The following is a 24,594-nucleotide window of genomic DNA, read 5'->3' as shown; positions in this document are numbered from 1 at the left end:
AAGCGACCCCTTTTAAGGAGTCGCTTTGTTGTATCAAAAATTTGGATGGTACGATTTTTCGCTTACCAGAAGACCGCGTAAAGAGCGATCGTTGCGACCACGACCACAATCCCCCAGAACTTGGCGATTGGCGAAGTCTCAAGGGCAATCTCCTTGTTTTCCGGCATCGTAACAGGAGTTCGCAGAGGGCTCACCAGAGTCAAGATCGCTCCTACCAATAGCACGATGAAGAAACAGACTGCCATGCGATCGAGGAACGCCATGGAGTCCGAATACCACATTCCATTGGAAACGAGCCATGGACCGACTGCCCATTTAAATGCAGCATAGGCAACCACGTTGGTTCCGATACCCACAGCTCCGAAGTAGCGAGGGGTGCGTGGCGAGAAGAAGCCAAAAATGAAAACGGCTAGGATACCTGGGGAGATGAAGCCTTGGAACTCCTGAATGTAGGCGAAAATGCTGCCGAAATTATCCAACTTCGGAGCCACCAAGCCGGCGAGGATTACGAATATGACTACGAAGAAGCGACCGATTTTTACCAAGCGAACCGGATCCTTGTCCCCAGAGAATTTGGAGTAGAGGTCCATAGTGGCGATGGTAGAAGCGGAATTGAGCATGGATGCCAAAGAGCTGATCACCGCTCCACAGAGGGCGGCTAGCACGAACCAGGAGATCCATGGATAAGGGCGAATCAGGTTTCTAACCAAAACCGGGAATGCCGAGTCATAGTCGTAGCCTACCAGCTTGTTCGCGAGGACTACTGCACCATCCGCTTCCATCGCGTCAGCGGCCAAGCCGTTGATGGTCGAGGCGAATTCAGCGGGCGAGAGAGTTATGCTTGCAGGAGCGGACGTTCCTGCAAGGGCCGCGTTGCTAGCCGCGACTTGAAGGGCGAGATCTGGCTGCAGTTCGACAAACGCTTCGTCGACCTGGAAGACTACAGCGCTTTCGGCGCTCGAAACGGTATTCAGATTTCTTTCCGCAGCCGATTCGTGCAAGTCCCCGCTAAACAAGTTGAAAGCCAGGATACCCGGAATCACGACCACGAACGGGATGATCAATTTCAAGAAAGCCGCAAACACGATACCCTTTTGCCCCTCGGCAAGGGACTTGGAACCCAAGGTTCTCTGCACGATGTACTGGTTAAGGCCCCAGTAGAAAAAGTTCGGAATCCACAAGCCGATCAAGAGAGCTGTCCATGGGATATCGGAGTCTTCCTTAGGGCGAACCATGTGCACCTTGCCGCCAGAGCCGTTAGCTCCGTTCTGGACAACAGCTTCGCCGTCAACCCCATCATTTAGCAGCATGAAACGCTCCCAAGGGCTGGCGTTTTCGATGTCCTGCACAGTGGCCGAGGAATTCGCGACCTTGGTTGCGATCAATTCTTCAGCTGGAGTGCTTGAAAGTAGACTGAACGCAAAATACGTCACAACCACGCCGCCCATAACGAGGGCTACCCCCCAAACAAGGTCCGTCCAAGCGCATGCTTTGAGACCACCCACGAAAACGTAGACCGCGGCGAAGGCTGCTATCAACCAGCACATCGCGGTCAAGTTGCTGATGACGGGAACGTCGTTGTAGTATTCCGAAACGAACTTGGCTCCGGAGAAGATTACGGAAGAAGTCGTAACGAAAACGAGAGTGACGATTGCCGGAATGGCCATGGCCATGCGAGCGACTCCATCGAATCGGTATTCGAGAAATTCAGGGATAGTGTAGAGTCCTGCTTTTAGAAATTTAGGCAGGAACCAGAAGGCTACGACCACCAGCGTCAAAGCTGCCATCCACTCGTATGAGGCGATCGCCATTCCAAGCCAGTTCGCTGAGGAACCGGACATGCCAACGAATTGCTCGGTGGAAATATTAGCGGCGATCAGCGAGAAGCCAACCAGCCACCAGGTCAATCCGCGTCCAGCGAGGAAATAGTCGCTGGCACCCTTATCGCCGGTCGTGTCCTCGTCCCGGCTTTTCCAAATGCCGAGTGCGATTACGCCAACCACTGAAACAATGAACAATACAACTTCTAGTGCAGCCATAATAAATGATCTATATGGGGTTTAACAGGGGGGATGAAAAGTGAGAGGGTAGGTAGAGAGAATCTCCCAAACCGGATCTTGGCCATGCTCGCCGAAAGATCAGGATAGGAGAAGTCAAAAGTTTGTAGAAATCCGGTCGGTGCAACTAAGATTTACTTCGGTGGCCTCCAGCCCCTAGAAAAGAAACCTGATCTAGCTCCATTCCAGAGATTTGGTAGGCTTTACCAAAGCCTAAAACCAGTCTTCCAGATGAGGGCTTCAGGGAAAAAAGGTCGAAATCTGTGAGGTCCCTCAGGTAGCCAACGATCTCGCCATGCCTCTTCTGTAGGCTAGATATGCCGGATTCCCAAGCGTCGGAATCTCTTGGGATCAAGACAGCCTCGCAATCGACGCTTAATCTCTTCCGAGCGAACAACTCATCTGAAGTGGCCTCGTCCTCTATCAAACTCACACTGGCGAGTTTGCCTTTTTTGAGGTGGGCGTAATGCTTGGCCATGGCGCTTACGTATACCAAGAAGCAGCCACTTTCGTCGATGAATACTGGGGCGTAACTTGATAGCGGCACACCCTGAGATGAAGCAGTCGCCAAAATACAGCTGCGGACGTTTTCCTTCAGAAGCTGAAGTTCCTCTTTCGCCCATTCGAGTTCTTCCCGTTGTTCTGAATCCACAATTCGTCCCCTCTCGCTTAAGATTTCACCAAACGGCAAGAGTATAGACGACGCCCTACTCCCGTGACTGCCGCTCCGATCGCGAACAATTCGCCACCTTCTTTCAGGCCTAGTTTCTTGCGAAGTTCCTCCGCGGTCATCCCGCTATTTCTGGAAATCACGTTCGCCTTCTTTTTCGGAAATAACTTTTTGGCCTCTTTCCCTCCGATGGAAGTATCCTCTAGAATTTCGAATACGCGGCCTTGGAAATCTTCTACTATTTCATCGGCTCCGTAGAGTCGCGTCCGTGGGTTTAGAGCTTTGAGCCCCCATTTTTTGGATACCGACTTGAAGCCGCCTGCCTTCATGATGGAAGCGTTGGGCTCGAGCAAATATTTGCCAGGTGGAGCGAACTCACCGTCCGCCTCCTTTTCGTCTGAAAGCTTGAATGACAATTCATCAACGCCTCCCCCCTTTCTCAGATTCACGCAATGGATTGTCGCTTCCCCCTCGAAACCCTTCCGGGCCTTCAGGAAGAGCTCCTTGCAATCGTTTTCAACCGAGATCACGTAAATCGATTCGATGCTATGGAGGTCGTTTAACACGCTGCTCAAGTCGAGCCCTGGTGAAGTCTTAACAGCCACCTGCTTAGCGCGCCCCAGCATTTCATCCCAGGTTTCCAAAATATTGGGCTCGCAGCTTACCAAGGCCGAAACCTTGAAACTCCGCTGGTCGCGACGGGCTGGGTCCACATATATCAAATCGAGCTCCCCGGTGTGGGCCCGCAATGCCTCCAGCCCATCGCCAACAGAACAAGCAACCTTTTCCGCCAAGCCGAAAACCGCAAAATTGGACTCCGCCACCTTGGCGAGCTCCTCATCTCGCTCGTTGTAGAAATAGCGCTCGAATCGCTCCGCTAAGAAGCGTCCATCTACACCAAAGCCACCGGTGAGGTCGAAGGCTGTATTTCCCTCCAGTAGAGTGGAACGGTACCTGGCGACCAGCTCGGAGGTACATTGCTCTAGCGAGAGGGATTGCGGAAATACGATGTCTGGATTTTCGTGCCACGAGGGCAATTTCGAACGCATTCGAGCTCGCCCTTTCACTTGTTGGGCGATGAACGGCATCGGCAAATCAGGGTACTTACCCGCCAATAGAGCCAACTGCTCCGGCGAATGCTTAGCATGGTCTGCGATGAACTTTTTAATCTCTTTGGTCAGCATTTATTCGAAAGCAGAACCCAACTAGAGGGGCTGACTGAGTCACGCAATGGGATTCTAGCGAAGAAATCCTTATCCAGTTGAAGCTTACTGCAAGTTCGCCAAGCCTAGTAACTCCAATATCGAAGTATGAGGCCTTCCGCTTATCTTATAATCATCGTCATCTTGGTCTTAGGACTGGGCTTTTCCATCGCGGGAAACCTGTTCTTATTCAAAAAAGCCTACGAATACCACGCACGCGAGGCAGCGGTACGGATCACCCCGATCAGCAGTCGCTTTCAGCAAAGCAACCAAGCTCTCTTGGCGGCGGCTAAAACCAAAACGCGCCTTATCATACTTGGCGAATCCCGCTGCGCGATGTGGGAACCATACCATCCAACCAATTGGGGGGACCTGGAAATAGTGAATCGCGGCATAGGCGGCGAAACAACGCCTCAAATCCTCGGACGCCTCCAGGAAGACTGCTTGGACCTCGATCCCGATATCGTCCTGCTACAGATGGGCGACAATGACCTGAAGACCATTGCCGTACTCCCGGGCACGCAAGAATCGACCTTTGAGCAAACCTACCAAAACATTACGGGCATGGCCATACGGCTGAGCGACCAAGGGGTCCAAGTCGCTCTAACCACCATTTTTCCGCCCGCTCCTATTGAGCTACTTCGCAAACCTCTCTGGTCTGACGAAGTCAATCAGGCCATCGACGATATGAATCAGCGTCTCCTAGCCTTTGAATACCCGAGAGTCACGGTGCTAGATTGCGATTCGATTTTGAGAGACGGAAAATATATCGCCGCGGAATATTCCTTGGACACGCTTCACTTAAGCGAGGCAGGCTACAGAGCCCTAAATAAAGGATTAGAGACAGCTATGGGCCAAATCGTAGCGGCCGCCTCGAAACCAGAGCCCTTTCATTGAGCCAACCACTTGGCTCGAGTCAACTCCACTCCACGTTGGCTGACCACGCCTTCGAAGACGGAGCCTGGCGACACAGTCCCCACACCCTTCGGAGTACCGGTCATCAGGATATCGAAATCCTCAAATTCAGTGAAAGATTTGGCCTCCTCCAATATCTCTTCTGGTCGGTTTATCATTTGTTCCACCGACCCAATCTGAGTCTGCACCCCGTCGATTAAGAGCTCAACTTCCAGCTCATCTGTGTTGCCCGAAAATTTCTGAAACTCACTGAAGACAGCCGACCCTTGGAAAGCCTTGGCACGCTCCCAAGGCAAGCCATTCGTCTTCAGAGCCGATTGGAGCTTTCGCTTCGTTAAGTCCAAACCAAACCCGATGTAAGCGAGCGTCCCACCGACTACTCCGAAGCAAATCTCCGCTTCATAGTGCAGTTCCTCTCCCCCATGAGATGACTTGAGATCCGCCGAAATAGATGAATTCGGTTTGAAGAAAAAAACCATCTGCTCCGGCCGGCTGTTACCAAGTTCCGCAATGTGCTCCACATAATTTCTGCCGAGGCAGACGACTTTCGAGGGAGCGACAGGCTGATCTGCGAGGATAACGGTGTTCACTGATCAGTTTTTCGCATGCAAGGATTTCAGATTCAAAGCTTCATTTTGGAAAAGGAGCATCTGAATTGAGTCCCGTCACGATTTTAGCCGCCAAGCAATGAGATCTCTTGCCTCGATTGCGGGAGGTGCCATTTCCATTAGGGCATGCGGTTGCAGACCAAGGTAGAAATTCCGTATTCCCACCTGAAATACAGCCACGACGACGTGTTCGTTTCTTTGGGTTCCTGTTTCGCGGAGGAGTTAGGCAGCCGACTGGAAGCACGCCTATTCGACTGTGTGTCGAACCCGTTTGGCACACTTTACAATCCCGTCGCGATCTCTGAGCTGGCAACAAGGGCACTTGATAAGCAAACCTTTGCGGAGGATGAGTTCTTCCAACATCAGGAGCTTTGGCGACATTTCATCATCCACAGCTCCTTAGCAAGTACTTCGCTTTCAGAGAGTATTTCCAGAGCTAACGACGCTCTCGTCCTCCTTCGAGAGTCCCTGCTTAACTGCGACTTGCTCTGCCTCACTTTGGGATCTGCTTGGATCTACCAAACCGAGGGAGCGGACACAATCGTTGCCCACAATCATCGGCTTCCTCTCGAAAAGTTTACTCGCCGAATCCTAAAAACCCAAGAGATCGTAGATTCCATTTCGAATTTAACGGAAAGACTCCCAAGGGCTAAAGTTTGCCTTACCGTAAGCCCGGTTCGCCATTTGAGAGATGGGTTGATCGAAAACAACCGGAGCAAGTCTACCTTGATACTGGCGTGTCACGAACTCGAGAACTCGAGCATCCAGATCGACTACTTCCCTTCTTACGAAATCCTCTTGGACGAATTGCGGGACTATCGATTCTACTCGAGCGATCTAACTCACCCGAATCAAATCGCCACTGACTATATCTGGGAACGTTTCTGCGACACTTACCTCAGCCCACTAGCTTCCAAACTCTGCCGGGAAATCGAATCGATATTGACCGCATTGCACCATCGTCCCCACCACACGGATACAACTAGCTACGCAGCCTTCAAAGCTGGACTTCAAAAACGTATCCAATCGATCGCCGATTCAGGAATTTGCATAGCTCCTCTGGAAGAAATATTCTCAAAACTCCCATGAGCCAACTTCCTTCAGAGATAAAAAGCCGGATAAACTATGAACTCGCTCGAGCTACGAGAATCCATAGGTCAGCGGCCTCACCCGATTTACCACTCTGGATTAAGAGGGAGGACGAGTTGAGCTCTGGCATATCGGGAAGCAAATTGCGTAAATACGCTAGTCTCCTTCCCTACTTAAAAAAGAAACGTATTCGTAAAGTGGGCATTATTGGAGGGCCAAACTCCAATAATCTGGTTGGGCTGGCACAACTATTGAAAGAAAACGGGATCAAACCGTTGGCCTTTATTCGCGAGGCAGGCGATCGCTCGCTTCGTGGTAATAGCCTCTTCCTAGATATGCTCCTCGAAGAAAACGAAAGAGTTTGGGTTTCCCGCAAGGACTGGGAGTGCGTGGAGGATATTGCTAGTAAAGCACTCTTAGAAAGTGACGGAGAAACGTTGCTTCTAAAGGAGGGATGCAGCGGTTTTGAGGGACTAATTGGAGCCCTGACCTTGGCTGAAGACATCCACCGCAACGAGGAAGAAAACGAGCTCAAATTTCATCGTGTCTACATCGATTGCGGAACTGGACTTAGTGCCATGGGTTTGATTCTGGGACTTGAATTACTGGACCAAACAAAGCCGGCAGATCGCGAGATTGTTGTGACATTGATCGCGGAAACGGAGGCTGGGGTTCGAGGACAGCTAGACAGTTTCCGAAACGAACTCCTTCAAACCTACGACTTGGAGCTAAACGCCACGGTTCAGGTACGTTTTCGAGCTCCGACCATCTCGCCAAAGTTTGGATCCGTTAATCAAAGCCTGTTCGAAGCTTGTCGCCAAATAGCTCGATCGGAGGGCCTTCTATTAGACCCCACATATTCGGTTAAGCACTACAAAACGGCGATAGCCGATCTAGAAGATAACCCACCAGCGGGCCCTAGTCTATTCGTTTACAACGGATCTTCCTTGGGCCTATGCGGCTTCCAAGACAAGCTCGCTACGAAGAGCTAGAGCTGTTCGGGGCACAAAAAAAGCGGCCCCACTGCTGGGACCGCTTGAAATAATAGGTACGTATATAGAAAAGGTGTGTAACCAGTGACGGACTACATCATGCCGCCCATTCCACCCATACCACCCATGCCGCCCATGTCTGGAGCGCCAGCAGCTGGCTTTTCTTCTGGGAGGTCGGTGATCATACACTCAGTTGTGAGGAGTAGACCGGAGATGGAAGCCGCGTTTTGCAGAGCAGAACGTGTTACCTTAGTTGGGTCTACGACACCTGCCTTGAGGAGGTCTTCGTAAGTGTCGGTTGCTACGTTGTAGCCCATGTTACCTTCCTGAGAAAGTACTTCCTTCACAACTACAGAACCTTCAACACCAGCGTTGGCGCAAAGCTGACGGATTGGACCAGCAACCGCAGTCTTGATGATCTGGGCACCGATCTTTTCGTCGCCTTCGAGCTCGAGCGCATCGATCGCCTTGGCTGCACGGATGAGAGCAACACCACCACCTGGGACGATGCCTTCTTCAACCGCGGCGCGTGTGGCGTGGAGAGCGTCCTCAACACGAGCCTTCTTTTCCTTCATGTCTGGCTCAGTGGCAGCACCAACATTGATAACTGCAACACCACCAGCGAGCTTCGCGAGACGCTCCTGGAGCTTTTCACGATCGTAGTCAGAAGAGGTTTCTTCGATCTGACGGCGGATGAGCTTTACGCGGCCTTGGATGTCGTTGGCAGAACCAGCACCTTCGACGATGGTAGTGCTTTCCTTATCAACGGTAACGCGCTTGGCAGTACCGAGGTCGGAGATCTGAACGTTCTCGAGCTTGATGCCGAGATCTTCAGTGACGCAACGTCCACCGGTGAGAACCGCGATGTCTTCGAGCATTGCCTTACGACGATCACCGAAACCAGGAGCCTTAACGGCACATACGTTTAGCGTACCACGGATCTTGTTAACCACGAGTGCTGCAAGGGCTTCACCTTCGATGTCCTCAGCGATGAGGAGAAATGGCTTACCGGTCTTCGCAACTGCTTGGAGCAGTGGAAGCAGGTCGTTGAGGTTAGAGATCTTCTTCTCGTGGATGAGAATGTAAGCGTCTTCGAGAACAGCTTCCATTGTCTCATTGTCGGTGGTGAAGTATGGGGACAAGTAACCCTTGTCGAACTGCATGCCTTCAACGACGTCGAGAGTCGTTTCCATGGACTTGGCTTCTTCGACGGTGATGGTTCCGTCCTTGCCAACCTTGTCCATAGCGTCGGCGATGATGTCACCGATTGTCGCGTCCCAGTTAGCGGATACAGTCGCGACCTGCTTAACTTCTTCGCGAGACTCAACTGCTTTGGAGATCTTAGCGAGTTCAGCGATGGCCGCTTCAACAGCCTTATCGATTCCACGCTTGAGGTAGATAGGATTGCTACCAGCGGTCACGTTCTTGAGACCTGCACGGTAGACAGACTCAGCGAGAACGGTTGCAGTAGTAGTACCATCGCCAGCGGAGTCGGAAGTCTTGGAAGCAACTTCGCGAACCATCTGCGCACCCATGTTTTCGTATGGGTCTGGTAGTTCGATTTCCTTAGCAACGGTAACACCGTCCTTAGTTACGTTTGGAGAACCAAACTTCTTGTCGATAACGACGTTACGACCCTTAGGGCCGAGAGTTACCTTAACCGCCTTGGCGAGAGTTTCTACACCACGTAGAACTGATTGACGTGCTTTTTCGTCGAATAGCAATTGCTTAGCCATAATAAATTATTTCGTGTAATTGGTTATTGGTTACTTTTCTTCGAATCGAGTACTAGGCTTCGATGATACCGAGGATGTCGTCTTCGCGAACGAGGAGATAAGTTTCTCCGTCAACCTTCACTTCAGTTCCACCGTATTTGCTGGTGAGAACCTTGTCGCCGACCTTTACGTTGAAAGGAACTGGCTTGCCGTCTGCGTCCTTGGAGCCGGTGCCAAGCGCGATAACTTCAGCCTCTTGTGGCTTTTCCTTTGCAGAGTCTGGGATGTAGATACCACCACGGACTTGCTCGTCTTCTTGGATGTGCTTGATCAGCACGCGATCACCTAGGGGTTTAACTTTCACTGATGTTGATGCGCTCATAGTTGCGTTATCGGTTTTTAGATAATTGGGTTGTCAATTGGAAATAGGAAGGACGCCCCGCTCGCTGCGGAGCGTCCCGTAAATTTGGATACTAGTCCTTCTTGTCGTCATCGACGACTTCGAAATCACCATCGACCACGTCAGCCTGCTTTGGCTCGCTCTTAGCTTCACCTCCACCTGATTGTGGTGGAGGAGGAGCTCCTGCAGGATCGCCCGGGTTACCAGCAGCTGCCGCTTCTTGGTAAAGTTCAGCGCCAACCTTGGTCAAGTTCTCAAGGGCTGCCTTGATTTCTTCCGGGTTGTCAGACTCGAGGGCTTTCTTACCTTCGGCGATAGCGCCTTCGATAGGTGCCTTCTTGTCCGCAGGAAGCTTGTCGCCCGCCTCACCCATCATCTTTTCCATCTGATAGATGGAAGAATCGAGCTGGTTGCGGTTTTCGACAGATTCCTTGCGCTTCTTGTCTTCCTCGGCGTGAAGCTCGGCGTCCTTGGTCATCTTGTCGACTTCCTCTTCGGAGAGACCTCCAGAACCTGTGATGGTGATCTTCTGGTCCTTGCCGGTGCCCTTATCCTTGGCAGATACGTTTAGGATACCGTTGGCGTCGATATCGAAAGTAACTTCGATCTGCGGCGTACCACGAGGTGCTGGCGGGATGCCATCCAAGTGGAAAGTTCCGAGTACCTTGTTGTCTGTAGCCATTTGACGCTCACCTTGCAGGACCTTGATCTCAACCGATGGCTGATTGTCCGAGTAAGTTGAGAAGGTCTGAGACTTCTTCGCAGGGATAGTGGTGTTGCGAGGTATCATCGGAGTAGATACGCCACCCGCTGTTTCGATACCGAGAGTCAAAGGAGTTACGTCGAGAAGAAGAACGTCACGAACGTCACCCTTCAGAACAGCACCCTGAATAGCAGCTCCAATGGCAACTACTTCGTCAGGATTAACGCCTTGGTTTGGCTTCTTGCCGGCGAGTTCTTCAGCAATCTGAACAACCTTCGGCATACGGGTCATACCACCCACAAGCACGAGCTCGTCTACCTCAGAAGTCGACATGTCAGCGTCGCGAAGACAGTTCTGGAAAGGAACCTTCAAGCGGCTGAACAAGTCGTCAGTGATCTGCTCGAGCTTCGAGCGAGTCATGGAGATATTCAAGTGCTTCGGACCCGAAGCATCCGCTGTGATGAACGGAAGGTTCACATCGTAGGTAGTAGAAGATGACAGGGCGATCTTAGCCTTTTCAGCTTCTTCCTTCAGACGCTGGAGGGCCATCGGGTCACCTTTGAGGTCGATTCCGTTTTCCTTCTTAAATTCGTCAACCATCCAGTTGATGATCGATTCGTCCCAGTTGTCACCACCGAGCATAGTGTCGCCGTTAGTAGACTTCACTTCGAAGACACCGTCACCGATTTCGAGGATCGATACGTCGAAAGTACCACCACCCAAGTCAAAGACGGAGATCTTCTCTTCGGACTTCTTGTCGAGTCCGTAAGCGAGAGAGGCCGCAGTTGGCTCGTTGATGATACGGAGAACGTTGAGTCCTGCGATCTTGCCGGCGTCCTTAGTAGCCTGACGTTGGCTATCGTTGAAGTACGCAGGAACGGTGATAACCGCTTCTGTGATGCTTTCACCGAGATACGCTTCCGCATCTGCCTTCAACTTCGCCAAAACGAAGGAGGAAATCTGCTGAGGTGCGAACTTCTCAGTCTTGTCACCAACCTGACACTCGATGTAAGCATCGCCATTATCGGCGCCAACAACGCTGTAAGGGAGGTTGGAAATTTCTTCACTTAGCTCAGTGAAGTTGCGGCCAATCATACGCTTGGCTGAAAAGATGGTGTTTTTCGGGTTCGTAACCGCCTGGCGCTTTGCTGCCTGGCCTACGAGCCGCTCACCGGTCTTGCTGAACGCAACGATCGACGGAGTCGTACGCGCGCCTTCTGCATTTGGTATTACGACTGGCTCGTCGCCGTCCATTACTGCCATGCAGGAGTTAGTTGTTCCTAGATCTATGCCTAATACACGTCCCATGCCGCCCTCTCAGCAATCAATGTACCAGCAAGACTTGAAAATTCTTTAGTTACTGCTATACAGTAAGATATAAAACATTTAAACGATTGAACCCCCCAAGAACTCACCTTCAAGTCGGCCAAGATGTCACACCCGTGTCCCACTTTTTTACAAATATGGGCCAGATGCGGGACAATTGAGACAAGCCTCCATTTTGAAGGGACTAAGGAAACTATTTTATAGGTTCCTCGATCCAACTCCCGTATGAAAACTCCAGATGAAACGCCGGCGATGTGCCTTTCTGGCGTCGTGCTTCTTCCAAAAACGCTTTTGCCCTTGCGCATTTTCGAGGAGAGATACCGCGAAATGTTGGCAGACGCGCTGGCAGAGGATCGCTCCTTCGCGGTAATTAACAGTGATTCGCTGGATAGCGACTACCAGGTACCGGTGGCAAAAAGTGTCGTTGCGACTTTGGGACTAATTCGGATGAGCTCCCAAGAGCCAGATGGAAGCTCCCTGCTTATGCTGGAGGGCACCGAGCGCGTACGTGTGGAACAACTTATTCGGAATGCCCCCTACCCAGTCTTTAACATCGAACGCTTGCCTACCACCAATCGTCCGAATGACGAACTAGAGGCGGAAATCGTGGTGGACCTGCTGGGAAAGGTAGACCAACTCAGCGCTTTGACCGGGCCGAACGAGGATCAAACCGCGCAAGCCTGCCACGAGATCGACGATATCGAAATGCTCAATCACTTCATTATGCAGAGCTATTGCGCCAACAGTGTGCTTATGCAGCAGACCTTAGAAACCACCGATTTGGTGAAACGCTGCAAGCTGGCTTCCGACTTCCTCGCCCTACAGATCACACTAATGAGGGACGCAGAATACTGAGCAAGCTCCAGAATTAGCTAAAAGCTCAACCGTTCTAAATTCGGACGACGCTTAGCGAAGGCTGCACGCACCTCGGCAAGCGAAAGCGTGTTGAAGACGCTGGAAGCCTGCAGCCAGCCCTTGCGAGCCGAATTCACCCCAGCCTCCACAAATTCGAAATGCTCCACCCTGTGAGCGTCCGGATTGATACTGGTCAATAGACCCTTTTCCGAAGCCTGACGCCAGAATCTCCAATCCATGTCCAAGCGGCGCGGATTTGCGTTGAGCTCGATGATTACGCCGTTTGCGATCGCCGCATCGACCACCTTCGAAACGTTAAGCTTGTACCCCTCACGCTTTAGCAAGATCCGCCCAGTTAAGTGGCCCAGCATGGTTGTGGCTGGATTTTCGATGGCCCGAATCAGACGTTTCGTCATTTCGTCCTCCAGCTGAGTCATGGAAATATGAACAGATGCGACGACGTAATCCAGGGCCATCAAAGTCTCCTCATCCAAATCCAAGGCGCCGTCGCCAAGGATGTCGCACTCGATCCCAGAAAACACATGAGTCGAAAACTTGCCGGACTTATTGATCTCTTCGACCGCGTCGATCAGGCCCATGACTCGGTCGCTATCCAAGCCATTGGCCTGGAAGCTAGCTTTGGAGTGATCGGCGACTCCCCAATATTCCCAACCCTTGGCTTCCGCTGCAGCAGTCATTTCCTCCAAGGAATTCCGGCCGTCCGAAGCAGTTGTGTGATTGTGGAAAACGCCTTTCAGGTCGCTGGGTTTAAGCAGCTCGGGAAGTTTTCCCTTTTCGGCCAAATCCAATTCTCCAAGACCTTCGCGCAATTCGGGAGGGATAAAGTTCAAGCCAAGGGCGGCGAAGAGCTCCTCTTCATTCTCAGCCTTTTTCCCTTTCGAAAAATCCTCCTCGTCGACAGGCTTCAGGCCCCACTCGCTCAGACTATAACCTTGGGACAAAGCCCTCTGTCTCATGGACACGTTATGATCCTTTGATCCCGTGAAATGATGCAGGGCAAAGGCGAATTGCCCCGGTGGCACTACTCGCAAATCGGCTTGCAAGCCTGATTCGAATCTGACGCTCGATTTGGTTTCGCCGCGAGCCGTGACCTCTTTTACGCCCTCTTGGGCGACAAACCAATCCATGATCGGTTTCGGCTGATCCGACCCCACGATAAAATCCAAATCGCCAACGGTTTCGCGTTTCCTACGCAGGCTGCCAGCGTGCGAAGCCTTGACGACCTCTGGCAACTTCTGAAGCCCATCCAAAATAGGTTTAGCAACCTCGAAGGCATCCCACCACAGGTGCCTCTTTCCATAGGCTTCGCGATTAGCGATGCCTTGCACGATTTTCTCAGCGGTCTTTTTGCCAAATCCCTTCAAGGCTGCAACACGTCCATCTTCGCACGCCGACTTGAGCTCATCGATTGACGAGATTTCGAGTTCCTTGTGCATGGCCTTGATCTTCTTGGCTCCCAATCCGGGGATCTCCAGCATCTCGATCAAGCCTGGCTCTACCGAAGCCTTGAGCTTGTCGTAAAATTCGAGTCGGCCGGTCTCGAACAACTCGCTGATTTTCTGTACGAGCGCATCGCCAAATCCCGCGACCTCCTTGAGCTTGTCCTGCTCAACAAGTTCGGCGAGGTCCTCGTCTAAACTCTCTAATTTGCGAGCCCCATTCTGGTAAGCCCTAATCTTGAAAGGGTTCTCACCTTTAATTTCTAGCAGAACTGCTATCTCATTCAGTATGTCGGCGATTTCACTCTTATCCATCTAGGCGATTTTCTAAAATCCTTGTATTCGTTTCAGCTCTTCCAGCTGAGGTTTACCCGCTTCATTCCGAGGAATGGCGGAAAGCCGTATCCATTTTTTCGGACATTTGAAGTTCGAAAGCTCATCAGAGATAATCTCTTTCAAAAGGGTCTCTTTCACTGCTTGATCCTTGGGGACATAGGCGACCGCCAAAGATTGGCCCCATTCGCGGTCATCGACACCAAAGGCCAAAACATCCGAAACCAAACCACTGTCCTCAAAGACCAATTCGATCTCGCGCAAACTCACTTTCTCCCCACCGGTAATGACCACTCGATCCGCTCGCCCAAGCACCGTGAGGCATCCTGTTTCGTCTATCTTGCCCAAATCGGAGGTCAAGATGGAGCGTTCCGGTTTATTCACCTTATCTCCGTAGTATCCATGAAACAACGACGAGGAAAGAATTCTAATAATGCCAACTTCTCCGCGAGGAAGGAGCTCACTAGTCGTTTCCTCATTTACGATATCGATTCGCACATGCGGAAGCGGCTTACCTTGGTTTTGAGCGCCTTTTAGGAATCGAGCAGGTTGAAGGGTCGCAACTTGAGCCGCCGTCTCAGTCATTCCATAGGTCAGAGCAAGGGGCAGCCCTAAGATGCGAGCCTTGTCCAAGAGGCCAACGGGGGCTGGACCTCCACCTAAAAAGATAGCTCCGTAATCCTTCAGAAGCGGGGCATTTGATTCGTCTCTGAGCAAACGCTCCAACTGCGTGGCGACGAGCGAAACGAACCGGGCCTCGCGCTCTTCCTTCAACAATAGCTCATGCTCTTTCGCGAATGTCTCCAAGCGACCAAAGACCACGCTGCCCATAGTCAGGAGAGCTCGCACTAGCTGCATGAATCCACTGACATGATACAAAGGCAAAACACAATGAGCTGCCATATGGGAGCAATTCATATGCTGCTGAAAACCGTAGGTCGCTGCCGCCAAAGTACTCCAGTCGTGGATCGCGAAACGGATCCGTCCAGATGTTCCTCCCGTAGGAATCATGACTCTAAGTTTGTTGAACCCGGTTTCAATTGGCCTTGCTGGCCCAGCAGTGGAGCTTCCCGTCGCCTCGAACACCCCCTCCGAGGTATCTTGCAACAGAAAATGAGTATCGGCGATCCGGTTGGCGGTGGTTAGTTCAACACGCCCCCATGTCGGATTGAAGAGGAAGATGTCCATTTCTTTCCGACCGCAGGCAAGGAAGAGTGCAGCGAAACTCAAGGGGTGGGCCGCGTTGATGGCCACCCTCAAGCGACCAGGCTTCGCTTCACAAATCTTGTCCACCGTAGATTTTGCCGAATCGTAAACCGAGTCCCAAACCGAGGCGAATTGCGGGAACAAACCGCCCCGCATCTCGAAATCAAAGAGTCTGTCTAAATCTGGTTCCACAACTGCTCCAGTTCTTCGGTATTCGGCAAGCCCCCCGGCTGCAAGAATGGACCTAACTCCAGACCTATATTTCGATCGGCAAAGAGTGACTCCACTCCAAATCCAAGAGCCCTTTGGCTCGTTGAAGACGAAAGGGCCAAACCGATCGCATTTGCCGCACCTACCTTAGTCTCCAAAGCGGAGGAAAACACGATCTCATCCCCCGACCCCTCTAATTCGTCGCGAAGCTCTCTAAACGCTCCCGAGAGCGAAGGCTTGAGAACGAATATTCCGGGCCACTGGGCGTCTCTACAGCGCTTGAAATCATCCACACTACAGACAGACTCGTCGAGGGCGATCGGAGCAGGGAAATCCGCAGCCAATCGCATCATCTCCTTTTCCTGCCCCATCGGCAATGGTTGCTCGATGAACTCGACGGGCAATCCTGCTGCGTGTTCAAGCCAACCAGCCGCGGAGCGAAAATCCAGCGAACCATTGGCATCGAGGCGGATCTTCAGCTTCCCTTCGCAAATATCCATCACTCGGTCCAACGCCCGCTGCTCCTCGAGCATGCTTAACTTGCCGATCTTAAACTTCAGGCATTGATAGTGCAGCTTCACTCGCTCCGATATAGCCTCTGAATCGCAAATATCCGAAACGAGCCCGCAAATGGCTCTTGGCTTGTCAAAAGATGGCCAAGTTCCCTCCCGTTCAATCATGGCGTGAGCTGTTCCCAGTGCCCAAGACAAGCAGGGGTATCCTTTCAGCCGAGGCAACAGGCTCTCAAAATCCACCCTCTCCTCGATGGCCACTGCGGCAGCGATAAGAGAGGCAAAGCTCTCAGACCCGAAACTCGGTATCGGAGCCGCTTCACCGAAGCCAACTCGCCCATCCTTGTCCTCAAGTCGAACGATCGCTCCTTCCCTTTTAGCAAAGCTCTCCCGAGCATTGGAAAAGTCACCTGCAAAGGATCTTCTGTAGGCTTTGTATTGGAAGCGGACCATGGTGGGAGGCGATTAAGCTTCACTGCCCGATCTAGGCAAAATTTTTTGGGGATTAACTTCAAAATTCTTGATTCCTAGCATCCCTCTCTCTACCTCGGACTATGGCCAGCCTAAGTTCAAAAGACTTCGACGAAAATAGCTACTACCTCGGCAGCGACGACTTTTTCACCGCCCAGCGTGACAACGCGCTCACATACGACGACGTATCGTTGGCGACGAATTACACGGATATCCTCCCTCGCAACGCTTCCTTGGCAACCAGCCTTTCGGACCGCCTGATGTTGAATCTACCGATTCTGTCATCCGATATGGATACGGTCACGGAGTACCAGATGGCTATCCATATGGCCCTGTGCGGCGGGATGGGCATCATCCACTACAATATGCCCTATCGGGAGCAGGTGTCGCAGGTCACCCGGGTCAAGTATCACATAAACGGTCTACTTCCCAACCCGATAACTATCCCGATCCACCTGAAGATTGGGGATGTTCTGAAGCTCATCGCCGAGAAAAGCTACAAGTTCCGTACCTTCCCAGTTGTAGATGAAAATGGCCGACTCGCGGGCCTTCTCAGCAGCCGAGTAGTAAAGGAGCGTTATTCGGCACTTGAGGTAAAAGACGCGATGGAGCCTTTGGACCATGTCCATGCCATGAATGAGAAGGACGTGCTGCACGACCCGATCAGAGTAGCGGACAAGTTTTTCAGCGAAAATATCGGCATCAACAAATTGCTCGTAGTTAACTCGGACGGATTCCTGAAAGGAATCGTTTCCCTCTCCGACATCGAGCGTATCAACGCCGAGTCCCAATCCGTTCTCAAACCAGCCCGCGACTCGAATTTCCGCCTCGTAGTGGGCGCAGCCATATCAGCGATCCGTAAGCCAGATGGCAGCTTGGATCATGACGCGATTGCCGAACATGTCGGGAACCTTGTGGCGGAAAAAGTGGACGCCGTTGCTGTATCCACCGCTCACGGACACAGCGCCGGGGTGGGTGAAACCGTAAAGTTCGTTCGCGAACAATTCCCGGATCTCACCATCATCGCCGGAAACGTCACCTCGGCCAGCGGTGTCGAGTACTTGGCGGATTGCGGTGCAAATGCGATCAAGATTGGGCAAGGCCCAGGATCCATTTGTACCACGCGAATCGTAGCGGGCGTGGGCGTTCCCCAGTTGACCGCCCTTTACGTAGCCGCGCAGGGAGCAAAGAAAAAGGGGGTCAAGATTATCGCAGACGGAGGAATCACCAAATCTGGCGACATGGTCAAAGCCCTTACCCTCTCCGATGCCGTAATCCTGGGTGGAATGTTGGCCGGCTGCCGTGAAGCGCCGGGCGAGTTGATTGAAATCAATGGCAAGCTCTACAAGCAATATCGCGGCATGGGCAGCATAAGCGCCATGGAAAAAGGCTCAGCATCCCGCTATGGCCAGGACAAGAAGGACACGACCCGAAAGCTCACCGCCGAAGGCATCGAGGGCATGAAGGAAGTCCAAGGCACCGTGTCTGAAACGCTAGCTCCTCTGGCTGGTGGCATCCAATCCGGCATGGGCTATCTCGGAGCAGCAACTCTGCCTGAGTTGAAGTCTAAGGCCCGCTATGTTCGAATCTCGTCCGCCGGAATGAAAGAATCCGCCCCACACGACGTCATCGAAATCTCGAAACGAGGCTAGACTCCCTCTCTCTCCGGGCCGGTGCAGGAAGCGCCGTCTCGGAGCTAAGTCAGCTCCATCTGGATCGGTTTGCCACTGACACGGCTTTCGTGCTCAAGAAGCCATTGCTTTCTAGGCAGACCTCCTGCGTATCCAGTCAGACTTCCATCGGAACCGATCACCCGATGACAAGGGATCACGATCGCGATCTGATTCATTCCATTGGCACGCGCCACTGCTCGCACGGCTTTCGGATTCCCTATAGCTTCAGCCTGCTTGGCATACGAACGGGTTTCGCCAAAAGGAATTCGCTGCAGGCTTTTCCAAACTGCTTTCTGAAACTCAGAGCCGATCATCTTCAACGGAGTTTTGAACTCCGTTAGCTCTCCCGCGAAATACGCCGCTAGCTCAGCCTCTATCGATTCAAGAATCAGGTTTGTGCCTGGTACGATCGCCGCTTTGAGGCGTGAGCGGAGTTTCTCGATTTCACGTTCGAGTCCCCGGCGGTCGGTGAACTCCGACAGGATAAGTCCTTCTTCGTCCGCAACGGTAAGAATCGGCCCAAGGGGAGAATCAAGCCAGTGAGCTTTCAGCAAAGTAGCATCCTTGTTTTGCGGTGCGGAACCCATGATCTTCGCAAAAGCATCCCGAAAGCCACTGCCGGAATCGTATCCACTATCCAACTGCGTATCGATAACACGACTACCGTCTCGGATCTTCTTGAGAGCCAATCCCATGCGGCGAGCTCGGGCGTAAGCGACAAAAGTCATTCCAAAGCGTTTCTTGAATTGCCTACGAACCGTCGAAGCATCGATACCCAAGGCTCGGAAGTCCGCATCGCTCCAACGCCTCTCAGGTTCCTTTTCCACAGATTCTATTAAGGTAAGGATCGCTGGCGAGGCGGCATTGGGTTGAGACATAGGCTGACAACGCTTGCAAGGACGGTAGCCCGCAAGGAGCGCATCCTGAACTTTGGCAAAAAACTCGCAGTTCTGCTCTTTTGGCTTTCTCGCTGGGCAAGTGGGTCTGCAAAATATCCCGGTCGTTTTAATGCCAGCGTAGAATACGCCTTCGTACTGGGAATCACGCTGCACAAGCGCTTGATAATATTCTGAGTTTTGACTCTCGCTCGGCATCGTTTGCAGACTACGAAGATTGTCTGTTGAAATCTGGCTGGCAACCCCGGCTTGAGTGGATCGTTCAATTTGGCTCGTCATCATAGGTTTGTTTTTGAACCAGAGTATCAAATCACACGTGCGGACTGCCGCCGAAAAACGGGCATTGATTTTCCCTCGCGTCCAAAACAGGAATGGCGGCAACCGGACTAACCAGTTGCCGCCTTTCAGCTAAAAGATCGGGGAGTTACGAGCGTTCCCGGTATTTGCCGGCACTCGTTTCTGACTTTGGTATTTTGGAACGGAAGACCTCGCTCCAAACAGCGTGCATTACCCAAAGACCAAAGATACACGGCGTGATGGAAATGATCGCGCTGGTGAAATCAGTCGACCGTATCGCCTCCAAAGCTGTCGCTATGGCTAGAAAAAATGCGAATCTACGGCACGAGCGGCCCTTCCGTCTCAGGCGTTCCGGAGAGCCTCGGACCTCAACCCGGTCCAGATCCGGTTTCAGTCGGTTCGCAACGTGCCGGAAGTAGCGACCGTAGAACAGGGCGTAAAACACCCAGACTGTCCCCCATAACCAGCTTGATTCTGTTAAAGTGTTCGCTTCGTCCATGTTTGATAAGTAGTTTGTAATATAGCCAGATCAGGTCGTTGAGCAATCGCCAACAGATAGATCGGATAAAACTGTTTGTACCTGAACCGCTACCTTTGTTCCGATTAGATAAAAGTCACGTTTGGGCGCTTGAATGATACCACGGTCTTTTTTGCTGGATTGCTGTAGCGGGCGTATCCTAGTTTCGCCGCCATGCAATCCACGCAGGACGAAGTATTAGACATTTTCAAACGCACCAAAGCGCTCCTCCAAGGACATTTCATTCTTCGCTCGGGACTCCGTAGCGAATACTTCTTCCAATGCGCTCAGGTCTGCCAATACATCGGCGAAGTCAGCCGCCTTATCGAATTGCTCAAGCCGAAGCTTGAATCAGTAGAGTTCGATACTGTGCTCGCCCCAGCGATGGGCGGACTCGTCGTTGGCCAGGAAGTCGCTCGTCAATTCGACAAACGCTACATCTTCGTGGAAAAGGTTGACGACAAGCTGGAGCTCCGCCGCGGATTTAAGATAGCGGAAGGCGAGAAAATCTTGATCGTAGAGGACGTCGTTACACGAGGAGGTCGCGTAAACGAAGCGATTGAGATCGTTAAGCAAAACGGCGGAGTCGTGGCTGGCATCGGAGTTTTAGTTGACCGCAGCCAAGGCAACGCTTCCTTTGAGTCCCCCCTCTACTCCCTTTTGGAGATGGGCTTCCCAACTTACGATCCGGAAAACTTGCCAGACCATTTGAAAGACATACCTGCAATCAAACCAGGTAGCTGATTTAAAGCTGAAGCAGTTTTCTTATTCTGGCCCGATCTCAAGTCGGGCCTTTTTCACGCCCAAACTAGATGCCAGGGAATCGAATGATGACTCCCCCTCCTCGCGTCGGCGGCGGTGGCGGCGTTGGATAACGGCCTCTTTCGTTGCGATCGATGGAGTCGAGATTCTCTCGGTTCATTCCTATGAAGGCTCCGCCGTGCTCGTAAGTGAGGTCGTGCATTAACTTCGCAAACTTCACACCAGAATTCTGTAACAGCATCGCCCCGTTGTTGATCACGTTGGGAAAACCAATGGCGTTGATACGGGCAATACGTTTTCCGTCCTTATCTTGATTTAGCTTTCGAATCTCAGCCAGAACGGGTTCCGGTTTGCCGGTAAACTCGTCTCCAAAAACGTAGATGCCGAAATGTAGCTCTTCTGCTTCCGGGTCGTACAGCTGGCGGATAGCGCGTTTAATTCCGGGTACCGGATTACTCTCGCTCTCAAAAGGATAAAGTCGAACTTGCCGAACCATCGACTCTCGCATCTCAGCCGAATCAGGCAACCAACGTCCGCCTAGTCGAGAACCCATGATAAAACGGCCGGACGCATCCAGCAGCTGGATACCTTTAACTTCGGGATACGAGGTAATGACTTCTTCGAACTTTCGAACTACGTGAGGATTTATCAGGTTCGTACTGTGCTCGCGCATACTGCCCGATGTATCGATCACGAAGGCGATCACATTGCTTTCTACCGGGACCCCGATTGGCACCGGCTTGATGATCTTTTGCTCAACCTCAGGCTCGATCTGCAAGGCGGCGAGCTCCTCCTCGATCGATTCCAAATCGCTAACCAAAAGCTCTTTCGCCTTTTCCTTATCGTTAATCTGTTGCCTGAGTTCGGCGATCAAAGCTTCTAACGTGTTACGCTCCTTGTCGGTGCGGCGTCGTTTGCTGCGCTCTAGACTGAGGTGCACATCCAGTTCATCGTTTCGAATCTGGTAATCAGCCAGCATCAGCTGCCTCTGCATCAAGGTATTTTCCAATACCTTTTGCAGCTTGATAATCTCCGTCGCCTGCACCCCCATCGATACGATGAAGAGGAGGATGATCGCCCCAAAACCACAGCAGATACAGTCCAGAAACGAGAGGCTGAATACCTCGGTCTTTCTTACCCTGCGGCTCATATGTCAGGCCATCCCTCCGAAGGGCTAATCATGGAACCATCGCTAGAATTTGCTAGTCGCCAATAGTGAACCGCAGATCCCGGGTCAGGCATTAGTGGATACATGATGGTGTTAACCGGAAGATTCAGCTTCAACGCGTTTTGCGCTGCTCTCAACATGGCGACGCGATCGTCGTACATGACTTGGTTTCCACCCCCAGCGTAAGAATCCGAAAGCGTTGGCAAGCCGTCGCATATCAGCACGAGGCGATCCGGTTCGATCGGCAACTCGTTTACGATCGCGAAGGCTTTCTCGAGATTCGCACCACCCTCTGGAGTGATATCATCGATGGCATTGAGGACTTCCACTGTTAAATCGGGATCCATCGGGTCAAACCAATCCCGACCGAAGCCCACCTCTAGCGGTACCAGTTCCTTGTTGAAAAATATGATCTTGTAGTTCGAACCTTCTTTGAGGTTCGCAATCATCCATTTCAGGGCTTTTTTGACCCTCTTCCATTTGGGAGCTTCACGCCTTTCTTTTTCAGGTTTGTCAGCCCATTCGGCGGCGTCGACGAGCGTATCCGCGGTCATACCGCCTGATGCCTCCACTAAAAAGAGAACCTGATTTCCAAGGATATCGAATCCAGTCAAATATTGGCGACGGTCTGGATTCGGAATAGGAATGGGGACCTTCTCTTCCTGCGTCGGCATGTTTTCCTTTTCATCGATAAGCTTCCCCAGCTCACCTTCGATCGCCGCCAACTGCTGTAGCAAAAGCTTCAACATGTCCTCCAATTCGGTGCGGCGTTTCTTGGTTTCGTCCAAGCGAGCTCCACTATCCTTGGCTAAGCGAGTTTCAACGGCCAGCGTCGCCTTTTTTCGCTCAATCTCCTTATCCTTTAGGGAGATCTCATATTCCATGTCACCAATCACTGCCATGATCTTCGATTGGAGATCATCCATTTGATCGGCTTTGCGGCTAGCAGTTAAAACAAACAACAGCAAGACAGCTCCGAAACCGCAGCAGATACAGTCCAGGAAAGACAGGCTAAAAACTTCAGTCTCTTTACGCTTACGACTCATTTCCTGTCATCACGGATTGGATACAGTGGATCAGCAGCAGCTGTTTGCGTCGACCTGGCAGGGCAACTTCAAATGAATCGCCAGCTTTGAGACTATTGGCCGGAGCGGACTCGATTATGGTGCTTTTGGATTCAGCCAAAAACCAACGATCCTCCTCGAACTTTAGCCGGAAGAGTTCTGCTGGAGCCGGTGTTAAGTCCCTCTCGACTACGAGATTGAATTCCTCCGACTCGCCAAAACCAACGATAAAGTCGCCGTTTCCGAGTTCATATGCGAGGCCATCGCAAACAATGTGCGTCGGATTCAGAGACTTGCCTTGCTTGATGAGTCGTATGGCGCCGATCGGGAAGCGAGATCTGGTAGAGCTCGATTCATCGCCTTGTGGAATGTCTAAATTTATACCAGTCTCGACCCGGACCTCCTCGATCGAATCAGGCAGCTCCCAAGTCTTACCGAGGTTCGCGGCTCCAAACGCAGAACTCTCCGCCGGTAGTTGCTTAACGATACCGACACCCTGTGCGATCATTGACTCTTTTAACCCTTGGATAGCCGCGGCTCGCTCGGAGAGGATCACTTGCATAGGCCCATCTCCGTCACCGAAATCGTTTATGGCACGTAGCAGGATTTGCGTCAGGACCTTGACGTAGGGAGCTAAATCCAAGGCCGCTAAATCACGAGTCACCGTCATTTGGCGTGATTTCTCTCGAGTCGACACCTCGAGGCTGGCTTCAGTCACCTTCCCTAGATGGAAAAGCATCTCTCGGGTCTGCGAATGAAATGCTTGTTCGATGCGACGGTCTTCGGTGATGTCGAATGAAGTCTGCTTGAGAAAGCGATTTGCCATGGCATTGGAGAATCGCTCCTGCATGGCCTGAAATCCACTCTGGGGTTGTCTGGAAAAATAGACTCTCTCCAGTCCGTATCGTTTGTTGAATACAGTGATATGCGTCGCGTGCAGGAGCAAATCGAAGTGAAAAAGGCGTTCACCTTCCGCCACGCCCCACAATCCCTCGCTGTACAAGGAAGCAGCCGCCATATCCACAACTCCCACCACTGGTACCTGCAAGTCTCCAAGGATACCTAATAGAATCCCGATTCGCTGCTCGGCCAGATCGTTCTGCTCGAGATAATGGCCAGGCACAGCTAGCACGACTCTATCTATATTTTGCTCTTCCTTGCCAACACGATCCACCAGTTCCTTGAGGAAACGGTAGGCTATTTGCGAATACGCTATTCTGGACTGCCTGCCTTCGAAGTCTGTGGAAAGAAGCGACAGCTCGTCGATGAATGACGAATTCATTCTCCGAGGGTAAACCTGCCCAAGCTCCTGGGCCTCCGCTCCGAAGATCAATTCCCCCGAATCCGAACCCGCGTAGGCGTAGGCAGGCAAACGTTCAGTTTCCTTGCCCAGCTTGATGGTACGAGTCGATCCATCGTCATCGATAACCACGCCGTGCACGCCTACATCGCTTAACTCAATTCCTAAAGTAGCCATATCGTCTCGCGGGTCA

General features: G+C 51.9%; 21 protein-coding genes. 6 read left to right on the top strand and 15 right to left on the bottom strand.

All coding sequences use genetic code 11. The annotated features are described in order from the left end of the window. Positions 1–62 precede the first annotated feature (62 nt). The 3 genes from H5P27_RS19625 to H5P27_RS06685 form a co-directional block, all read right to left on the bottom strand. Positions 63–2,039 carry a sodium:solute symporter family transporter gene (locus H5P27_RS19625; protein WP_221774629.1) on the bottom strand — a complete coding sequence of 659 codons (1,977 nt, stop codon included), beginning with the start codon at positions 2,037–2,039 and terminating at the stop codon, positions 63–65. Between the two features lie 145 nt (positions 2,040–2,184). Next, entirely contained in the window at positions 2,185–2,709 is a 525-nt protein-coding gene (locus H5P27_RS06690; RefSeq protein WP_185659592.1) for a pyridoxamine 5'-phosphate oxidase family protein, read from the bottom strand. A gap of 17 nt (positions 2,710–2,726) precedes the next feature. Beyond that, entirely contained in the window at positions 2,727–3,911 is a 1,185-nt protein-coding gene (locus H5P27_RS06685) for a class I SAM-dependent methyltransferase (protein ID WP_185659591.1), read from the bottom strand. 126 nt (positions 3,912–4,037) lie between these two features. Between H5P27_RS06685 and H5P27_RS06680 the strand changes: the two genes are divergently transcribed. Beyond that, positions 4,038–4,826, top strand: coding sequence for an SGNH/GDSL hydrolase family protein (locus H5P27_RS06680; protein WP_185659590.1), 789 nt, complete (start codon positions 4,038–4,040; stop codon positions 4,824–4,826). On the opposite strand, the gene H5P27_RS06675 is transcribed toward H5P27_RS06680, so the two are convergent. Further along, complete coding sequence (locus H5P27_RS06675) at positions 4,820–5,434, bottom strand: fumarylacetoacetate hydrolase family protein (protein ID WP_185659589.1); 615 nt, start codon at positions 5,432–5,434, stop codon at positions 4,820–4,822. The genes H5P27_RS06680 and H5P27_RS06675 overlap by 7 nt on opposite strands. 144 nt (positions 5,435–5,578) lie before the next feature. Between H5P27_RS06675 and H5P27_RS06670 the strand changes: the two genes are divergently transcribed. Both H5P27_RS06670 and H5P27_RS06665 read left to right on the top strand, forming a co-directional pair. Next, a complete protein-coding gene (locus H5P27_RS06670; protein WP_185659588.1) occupies positions 5,579–6,541 on the top strand; it encodes a GSCFA domain-containing protein in 963 nt (320 codons plus the stop codon). Further along, positions 6,538–7,533 carry a pyridoxal-phosphate dependent enzyme gene (locus H5P27_RS06665; protein ID WP_185659587.1) on the top strand — a complete coding sequence of 332 codons (996 nt, stop codon included), beginning with the start codon at positions 6,538–6,540 and terminating at the stop codon, positions 7,531–7,533. The genes H5P27_RS06670 and H5P27_RS06665 overlap by 4 nt, the downstream gene beginning before the upstream one ends. Before the next feature lie 92 nt (positions 7,534–7,625). On the opposite strand, the gene groL is transcribed toward H5P27_RS06665, so the two are convergent. From groL to dnaK, 3 genes are all read right to left on the bottom strand, one after another. After that, entirely contained in the window at positions 7,626–9,269 is a 1,644-nt protein-coding gene (gene groL, locus H5P27_RS06660; RefSeq protein WP_185659586.1) for a chaperonin GroEL, read from the bottom strand. Between the two features lie 52 nt (positions 9,270–9,321). Continuing rightward, positions 9,322–9,612 (bottom strand): co-chaperone GroES, encoded by a 291-nt coding sequence (locus H5P27_RS06655; protein WP_185659642.1) that lies wholly within the window; start codon positions 9,610–9,612, stop codon positions 9,322–9,324. Between the two features lie 109 nt (positions 9,613–9,721). Beyond that, positions 9,722–11,659 carry a molecular chaperone DnaK gene (gene dnaK / locus H5P27_RS06650; protein WP_185659585.1) on the bottom strand — a complete coding sequence of 646 codons (1,938 nt, stop codon included), beginning with the start codon at positions 11,657–11,659 and terminating at the stop codon, positions 9,722–9,724. A 243-nt stretch (positions 11,660–11,902) separates the two neighbouring features. On the opposite strand from dnaK, the gene H5P27_RS06645 reads away from it, so the two are divergent. Continuing rightward, positions 11,903–12,532 (top strand): LON peptidase substrate-binding domain-containing protein, encoded by a 630-nt coding sequence (locus H5P27_RS06645; RefSeq protein WP_185659584.1) that lies wholly within the window; start codon positions 11,903–11,905, stop codon positions 12,530–12,532. A gap of 17 nt (positions 12,533–12,549) precedes the next feature. On the opposite strand, the gene polX is transcribed toward H5P27_RS06645, so the two are convergent. From polX to menC, 3 genes are read right to left on the bottom strand one after another with little or no spacing between them, the layout of a single operon-like run. Continuing rightward, positions 12,550–14,307, bottom strand: coding sequence for a DNA polymerase/3'-5' exonuclease PolX (gene polX, locus H5P27_RS06640; protein ID WP_185659583.1), 1,758 nt, complete (start codon positions 14,305–14,307; stop codon positions 12,550–12,552). A 12-nt stretch (positions 14,308–14,319) separates the two neighbouring features. Then, a complete protein-coding gene (locus tag H5P27_RS06635) occupies positions 14,320–15,723 on the bottom strand; it encodes an AMP-binding protein (protein WP_185659582.1) in 1,404 nt (467 codons plus the stop codon). Continuing rightward, positions 15,708–16,706 (bottom strand): o-succinylbenzoate synthase, encoded by a 999-nt coding sequence (menC, locus tag H5P27_RS06630; RefSeq protein ID WP_185659581.1) that lies wholly within the window; start codon positions 16,704–16,706, stop codon positions 15,708–15,710. Before menC ends, H5P27_RS06635 begins: the two co-directional genes overlap by 16 nt. 101 nt (positions 16,707–16,807) lie before the next feature. On the opposite strand from menC, the gene guaB reads away from it, so the two are divergent. Further along, the gene (gene guaB / locus H5P27_RS06625) at positions 16,808–18,376 is read left to right on the top strand and encodes an IMP dehydrogenase (RefSeq protein WP_185659580.1); all 1,569 of its coding nucleotides are present in this window, start codon (positions 16,808–16,810) and stop codon (positions 18,374–18,376) included. Between the two features lie 44 nt (positions 18,377–18,420). Here guaB and H5P27_RS06620 read toward each other — a convergent pair whose 3' ends face one another. Beyond that, positions 18,421–19,491 (bottom strand): methylated-DNA--[protein]-cysteine S-methyltransferase, encoded by a 1,071-nt coding sequence (locus H5P27_RS06620; protein ID WP_185659641.1) that lies wholly within the window; start codon positions 19,489–19,491, stop codon positions 18,421–18,423. 226 nt (positions 19,492–19,717) lie between these two features. After that, positions 19,718–20,089 carry a hypothetical protein gene (locus tag H5P27_RS06615; RefSeq protein WP_185659579.1) on the bottom strand — a complete coding sequence of 124 codons (372 nt, stop codon included), beginning with the start codon at positions 20,087–20,089 and terminating at the stop codon, positions 19,718–19,720. A 192-nt stretch (positions 20,090–20,281) separates the two neighbouring features. Between H5P27_RS06615 and pyrE the strand changes: the two genes are divergently transcribed. After that, entirely contained in the window at positions 20,282–20,851 is a 570-nt protein-coding gene (gene pyrE / locus H5P27_RS06610; protein WP_185659578.1) for an orotate phosphoribosyltransferase, read from the top strand. Between the two features lie 64 nt (positions 20,852–20,915). On the opposite strand, the gene H5P27_RS06605 is transcribed toward pyrE, so the two are convergent. From H5P27_RS06605 to H5P27_RS06595, 3 genes are read right to left on the bottom strand one after another with little or no spacing between them, the layout of a single operon-like run. After that, positions 20,916–22,019 (bottom strand): hypothetical protein, encoded by a 1,104-nt coding sequence (locus H5P27_RS06605; protein ID WP_185659577.1) that lies wholly within the window; start codon positions 22,017–22,019, stop codon positions 20,916–20,918. Further along, positions 22,016–23,083, bottom strand: coding sequence for a vWA domain-containing protein (locus H5P27_RS06600; protein WP_185659576.1), 1,068 nt, complete (start codon positions 23,081–23,083; stop codon positions 22,016–22,018). The genes H5P27_RS06605 and H5P27_RS06600 overlap by 4 nt, the downstream gene beginning before the upstream one ends. After that, a complete protein-coding gene (locus H5P27_RS06595) occupies positions 23,073–24,578 on the bottom strand; it encodes a hypothetical protein (protein WP_185659575.1) in 1,506 nt (501 codons plus the stop codon). The genes H5P27_RS06600 and H5P27_RS06595 overlap by 11 nt, the downstream gene beginning before the upstream one ends. Between the last annotated feature and the right edge of the window lie 16 nt (positions 24,579–24,594).

It is taken from the genome of Pelagicoccus albus, from assembly GCF_014230145.1.
Taxonomy (GTDB): domain Bacteria; phylum Verrucomicrobiota; class Verrucomicrobiia; order Opitutales; family Opitutaceae; genus Pelagicoccus; species Pelagicoccus albus.
The sequence above is the reverse complement of the archived record's forward strand: the minus strand, read 5'-3'. Positions and strand labels throughout refer to the sequence as shown.

Excerpts from the sequence above, each read along its gene's own strand:
- H5P27_RS19625 (WP_221774629.1), bottom strand. The coding sequence starts at position 2,039 with ATGGCTGCACTAGAAGTTGTATTGTTCATTGTTTCAGTGGTTGGCGTA.
- H5P27_RS06685 (WP_185659591.1), bottom strand. The coding sequence starts at position 3,911 with ATGCTGACCAAAGAGATTAAAAAGTTCATCGCAGACCATGCTAAGCAT.
- H5P27_RS06680 (WP_185659590.1), top strand. The coding sequence starts at position 4,038 with ATGAGGCCTTCCGCTTATCTTATAATCATCGTCATCTTGGTCTTAGGA.
- H5P27_RS06670 (WP_185659588.1), top strand. The coding sequence starts at position 5,579 with ATGCGGTTGCAGACCAAGGTAGAAATTCCGTATTCCCACCTGAAATAC.
- H5P27_RS06665 (WP_185659587.1), top strand. The coding sequence starts at position 6,538 with ATGAGCCAACTTCCTTCAGAGATAAAAAGCCGGATAAACTATGAACTC.
- groL (WP_185659586.1), bottom strand. The coding sequence starts at position 9,269 with ATGGCTAAGCAATTGCTATTCGACGAAAAAGCACGTCAATCAGTTCTA.
- dnaK (WP_185659585.1), bottom strand. The coding sequence starts at position 11,659 with ATGGGACGTGTATTAGGCATAGATCTAGGAACAACTAACTCCTGCATG.
- H5P27_RS06645 (WP_185659584.1), top strand. The coding sequence starts at position 11,903 with ATGAAAACTCCAGATGAAACGCCGGCGATGTGCCTTTCTGGCGTCGTG.
- polX (WP_185659583.1), bottom strand. The coding sequence starts at position 14,307 with ATGGATAAGAGTGAAATCGCCGACATACTGAATGAGATAGCAGTTCTG.
- menC (WP_185659581.1), bottom strand. The coding sequence starts at position 16,706 with ATGGTCCGCTTCCAATACAAAGCCTACAGAAGATCCTTTGCAGGTGAC.
- guaB (WP_185659580.1), top strand. The coding sequence starts at position 16,808 with ATGGCCAGCCTAAGTTCAAAAGACTTCGACGAAAATAGCTACTACCTC.
- H5P27_RS06620 (WP_185659641.1), bottom strand. The coding sequence starts at position 19,491 with ATGCCGAGCGAGAGTCAAAACTCAGAATATTATCAAGCGCTTGTGCAG.
- H5P27_RS06615 (WP_185659579.1), bottom strand. The coding sequence starts at position 20,089 with ATGGACGAAGCGAACACTTTAACAGAATCAAGCTGGTTATGGGGGACA.
- pyrE (WP_185659578.1), top strand. The coding sequence starts at position 20,282 with ATGCAATCCACGCAGGACGAAGTATTAGACATTTTCAAACGCACCAAA.
- H5P27_RS06605 (WP_185659577.1), bottom strand. The coding sequence starts at position 22,019 with ATGAGCCGCAGGGTAAGAAAGACCGAGGTATTCAGCCTCTCGTTTCTG.
- H5P27_RS06600 (WP_185659576.1), bottom strand. The coding sequence starts at position 23,083 with ATGAGTCGTAAGCGTAAAGAGACTGAAGTTTTTAGCCTGTCTTTCCTG.
- H5P27_RS06595 (WP_185659575.1), bottom strand. The coding sequence starts at position 24,578 with ATGGCTACTTTAGGAATTGAGTTAAGCGATGTAGGCGTGCACGGCGTG.